The organism is Schnuerera sp. (genome assembly GCF_035459645.1).
In the GTDB taxonomy this organism is placed as follows: domain Bacteria; phylum Bacillota; class Clostridia; order Tissierellales; family Tepidimicrobiaceae; genus Schnuerera.
Genome location: NZ_DATHXO010000174.1, coordinates 1 through 4985, shown reverse-complemented (window position 1 = coordinate 4985; position 4985 = coordinate 1). Strand labels below are relative to the sequence as shown.

6 protein-coding genes are annotated in these 4985 nt (G+C 29.1%); all 6 read left to right on the top strand.

Annotated elements, in window-relative coordinates:
• Positions 1-573 (top strand): tRNA dihydrouridine synthase (locus VK998_RS04215; protein ID WP_325225846.1); only part of this gene is annotated, 573 nt, incomplete at its 5' end.
• A gap of 239 nt (positions 574-812) precedes the next feature.
• Positions 813-1568: a hypothetical protein gene (locus VK998_RS04210; RefSeq protein WP_325225843.1), complete on the top strand. Its 756-nt coding sequence runs from the start codon at positions 813-815 to the stop codon at positions 1566-1568.
• 123 nt (positions 1569-1691) lie between these two features.
• The gene (greA, locus tag VK998_RS04205; RefSeq protein ID WP_325225840.1) at positions 1692-2168 is read left to right on the top strand and encodes a transcription elongation factor GreA; all 477 of its coding nucleotides are present in this window, start codon (positions 1692-1694) and stop codon (positions 2166-2168) included.
• Between the two features lie 19 nt (positions 2169-2187).
• On the top strand, positions 2188-3672 hold the full coding sequence (lysS, locus tag VK998_RS04200) for a lysine--tRNA ligase (protein WP_325225838.1): 1485 nt from the start codon (positions 2188-2190) through the stop codon (positions 3670-3672).
• A 128-nt stretch (positions 3673-3800) separates the two neighbouring features.
• Entirely contained in the window at positions 3801-4370 is a 570-nt protein-coding gene (locus VK998_RS04195; RefSeq protein WP_325225835.1) for a uracil-DNA glycosylase, read from the top strand.
• 4 nt (positions 4371-4374) lie between these two features.
• Positions 4375-4953, top strand: a complete 579-nt coding sequence (locus tag VK998_RS04190) for a uracil-DNA glycosylase (RefSeq protein ID WP_325225832.1) — start codon at positions 4375-4377, stop codon at positions 4951-4953.
• The last annotated feature ends 32 nt before the right edge of the window (positions 4954-4985 follow it).

Below are 4985 nucleotides of genomic sequence, written 5' to 3'. Positions count from 1 at the left end.
GTAACATTGAAGATCAGAATGGGCTGGGACTATAATAGCATAAATGGTATTGAAGTGGGTAGGATAGCTGAAAAGGAGGGTGTATCTGCTTTAACGATTCATGGTAGAACCAGAGATATGTTTTATTCAGGAAAAGCGGATTGGGATTTTATAAAAAAGTTAAAAGAATCCATAAATATTCCCGTTATAGGAAATGGAGATATATTTGAACCTATAGATGCGATAAATATGATTGATTATACTGGATGTGATGGTGTAGCTATTGGTAGGGGAGCAATGGGAGACCCATGGATTTTTAAAAGGATAAAGTTGCTAATAGAATGCAAGGAAGATATTAAACCATCTTATGAAGAAATAATTAATATGGTACTAAAGCATTTAGATTTATTATGTAGAATAAAAGGCGAAAAAGTTGGAGTAAAGGAGATGAGAAAGCATATATCTTGGTATTTAAAGGGTATTAGAAATTCAAACAAAGTTAAAAATCAAATAAACTTTGTATTGAGCAAAGAACAAGTGGAAAATATTTTGAAAAACTATTTAATTGAATTAAATACCTTTATTGACAATTAGTTATACTTCTCTTTTTATATTCATATAATACATTACAATATTATGGAGGGAGGGTTTTTATCCAGTTTCTTTATATAATAGGAGAAAAAACTTACTATGGTCAATTTCATAGGGGATTATTAAAAATTATTCCAAATAAATTACTTCCAGCTAAAAGAGTTAAAGTTTTAGAACATATAAGAGATAATAGTGGAAATATACTAGGTGATGTTGGAGGCGTTTTTTTAAAAAGTGTTAACATGGGGAAAAAAGAAATAATAGAGGAATTTGTCTTAGCTACAAACAAACTTAAAAATGAAAATACTTCTGATGTTATAATAGAAGAATTAAATTTTTTCAATATGGATGATATAAAGACAATTGAATCGAAAACTAATTTGAATATAGTTAAAGGCATAAAAACACTTACATTATTTCTGCCTTTGATTTTAAAGAAGATCTATAAACACTTGAATGAAGATTTAAAAGAAGAAGAAATTTTAATAATAGGAGATGAAGAACAATCAACTAAAGAAATAATCGAAAGGTTATATAAGGACGTTAGGTTCATAACTTTAGCTGGGGATTATGACAATATTATAGAAAACATATCAAAAGAAATGATGGAAAAATACGGTTTGTCTATTTTTTATTCTAAAAAAGTAGATAATATCTTGACAAATTACTCTATAATCATTAACCTTAAAGATAATTACTATTTTGATATGGATAAACTTAGAAATAAAGCCATAATATTCGACTTTAGTATTAGTAAAGTGATGAAGAACCAAAAGACTAAAACCAAAAAAGCAATAATTATTGAAGATTTCATGTTTAAAATCGATCATATAGATATAGCAGATAATAATTTTTTAAATTCTTTGATACCTTCTTATGTTTATGAACAGTTTAATCGATTAAACTCTGCAGATTTTGCTAGTTTATCTATTGATGGTAAGTTTTACAATATTCAAAATTTTGCAGATGACCAAATAAAAATTGAGGGAAAACTTTAAAGACTTGACAACAATCTTTACCTTGATTATAATATTCTGCATATATAGGTAATAAATATTTCTAAATTTCCGTTTTAAAAGGGCATGTAGGCCAAAATATATTTAATAGAAGGAGAGAATTATATGGCTGAAAGGGATGTATTTTTAACGCTAGAAGGATTGAAAAAGCTTGAAAATGAATTAGATGAATTAAAATCAGTTAAGAGAAGAGAAATTGCAGATAGAATAAAACAAGCTTTAGCTTTTGGAGATATAAGCGAAAACTCGGAATATGATCAAGCGAAGAATGAACAAGGGCAATTAGAAGAAAGAATAGCAAAGTTGGAAATGATACTTAGAAATGCTAAACTAATAGATGACGACGATATTTCTACTGATGTAGTAAGTATAGGTTCAAAGGTTGTAGTTAAAGATCTTGAGTTTGATGAAGAAATGGAATATACCATAGTAGGCTCTGCAGAAGCAGATCCTTATGAAGGTAAAATATCTAATGAATCTCCGGTTGGAAGGGCTTTGTTAGGTAAGAAGAAAGAAGAAATAGTAGAAGTACATGTACCTGATGGACTTATTAAATATCAAATTTTAAGCATTGCTAGATAAATAGGAGGATAGATAATATATGGCAGGAACGGAAGAGAATATTAATGAAATGCTCATGATAAGGAGAGAAAAGTTAAAAGAATTAATTGAGATGGGGGAAAACCCTTTTCTTATAGAAAAGTACGAATATACCCATCATAGTATGAGTATTAAAGATAATTTTGAGGAATTAGAAAATGGAAAAGTTTCAGTTGCAGGTAGGATAATGTCTAGAAGAGGTCATGGAAAAGTTAGCTTTATGGATTTACAGGATAGCAAAGGGAAAATACAAATATTTGTAAAAATGGATTTAATAGGAGAAGAAGCTTATAATAAATTAAATCTTTTAGATTTAGGCGATATTGTTGGAGTTAAAGGAGAAGTATTTAAAACAAGGTCAGGTGAAATTTCTATAAGAGCAAAAGAAATGGTTCTATTAACCAAATCATTGCAGATTTTACCAGAAAAATTTCATGGTTTAAAAGATCAAGATTTAAGATATAGACAAAGATATGTAGATTTAATAGTGAATCCAGAAGTAAAAGAAACCTTCGTTTTAAGATCAAAAATAATAAAAGCTGTGAGGGAGTATTTAGACGATAGAGAATTTTTGGAAGTAGATACTCCTATTCTAAATACTATTGCTGGTGGAGCTAATGCTAGACCATTTGTTACTCACCATAATACCTTAGATTTAGATATGTACTTAAGAATTGCCAATGAATTATATTTGAAAAGACTTATAGTTGGTGGATTTGAAAAAGTATATGAAATGGGAAGAATGTTTAGAAACGAGGGAATGAGTTATAAGCATAATCCCGAATTTACAAATATTGAATTATATCAAGCTTATGCAGACTATGAAGATATGATGGTACTTACTGAAGAATTAATAGCTTATGTAGCTGAAAAAGCTTTGGGAAGCAAAAAGATTGAATATCAAGGCAAAGAAATAGATTTAACGCCACCTTGGAGAAGATTGAGTATGATAGATGCAATAAAAGAGTTTGTAGGTGTTGATTTCAATACTATAGATACAGATGAAGAAGCAATTGAAGTTGCAAAGGCAAAAGGATTAGAAGTTGAAATAGGCATGAAAAGGGGTAATATAATTAGTGAAATGTTTGAAGAATTTTGTGAAACACATTTAATTCAGCCTACTTTTATTACTCATCATCCTGTAGAGGTATCACCTTTAGCAAAGAGAAATCCTGATGATCCTAGATTAACTAATAGATTTGAAGCTTTTATAAATACGTGGGAAATAGCAAATGCATTTAGTGAATTAAATGATCCAATAGATCAGAAAAAAAGATTTGAAGAACAAGCAAAACAAAGGGAAGCAGGAGACCATGAAGCCCATATGATGGATATGGATTTTGTTAATGCTTTAGAAGTAGGACTCCCACCAACAGGAGGACTTGGAATAGGAATTGATAGGCTTATTATTTTGTTAACTAATCAACCAACTATAAGAGATGTAATATTGTTTCCAACTATGAAACCAATAAGCGAAGATGAATAAATAATGAGTCAAAGGCTAGGCCTTTGACTCATTTTCATAATTAATATATAAGTTTTTACATACAAAAAATGATTAAAAAGGATTTTTTCTATATTTGAAGATTAGGAAAATCATATTGGAGGGTTATGATGTATACCTTAGATAAACTTCAATCAATAGTAACTAAATGTCATAGATGTCCTTTGTCTAAGACTAGGACTAATGTGGTTTTTGGAGAGGGGAATCCAAAAGCAAAACTGGTTTTTGTTGGTGAAGGGCCAGGATTTAATGAAGACAAGATAGGTAGACCTTTTGTAGGGAAAGCAGGACAACTCTTTGACAAAATGATAGAGGCTATTGGATTAAAAAGGGAATATATTTATATTACCAATATTGTTAAATGCAGGCCACCAAATAATAGAAATCCTCTAGAAGAGGAAAGCAAAATTTGTATTGAGTTTTTAAGGTGGCAAGTCAAGATAATTGAGCCGGATATCATAGTATGTTTAGGGGCTGTGGCAGCAAGAAATATCATAGATAAAAATTTTAAGATTACAAAAGAAAGAGGAATTTGGTTTAACCGAGGTAATTTTTCTATAATAGCTACATACCATCCAGCTGCACTTCTTCGAGATGAGAGTAAAAAGAGAGAAGCTTGGGAAGACTTTAAAAGGATAAAGAAAAAATATGATGAAATAGATGTAAAAATGGAAAGGTGATAAAGTGAAAGAAGAAAAAATGAATGTATTAAATAAAGAGATAATGGAAAAATATCCTGAAGAAAAAATAATAATAGGATATGGAGATTTAAATAGTCCGATTTTACTTATAGGTGAAGCGCCGGGAGCAAAGGAAGTTGAAGTTGGAGAACCTTTTGTTGGTCAAGCTGGGAAAAATTTTGAAGAATTTCTAGAAGTATTAAATATTAAAAGAGAAAATGTGTACATAACGAATTCTGTAAAATATAGACCTACCAAAACAAACCCAAAAACTAAAAGAGTATCTAATAGAACTCCTAAAGTTAAAGAAATAGATGTTTTTAGAGAATATCTATACGAAGAAATAAGTATAATAAATCCTAAAATAATTATTACTTTAGGGAATATCCCTCTTAAGGCAATATTCAACGAAGATTTAAAAATTGGTGAAGTTCATGGGAAATCAATGAGCACAAAAATAAAAAATATAAATTATAAAATCTTTCCTTTATATCATCCAGCAGCTGTAATATATAGAAGAGAATTAAAAGATATATATATGAAGGATTTAATAAAATTAAAGAAAGAAATAAATAATTATTAAAAAATGGTTGACATTCTTATCAAAAGGGTATA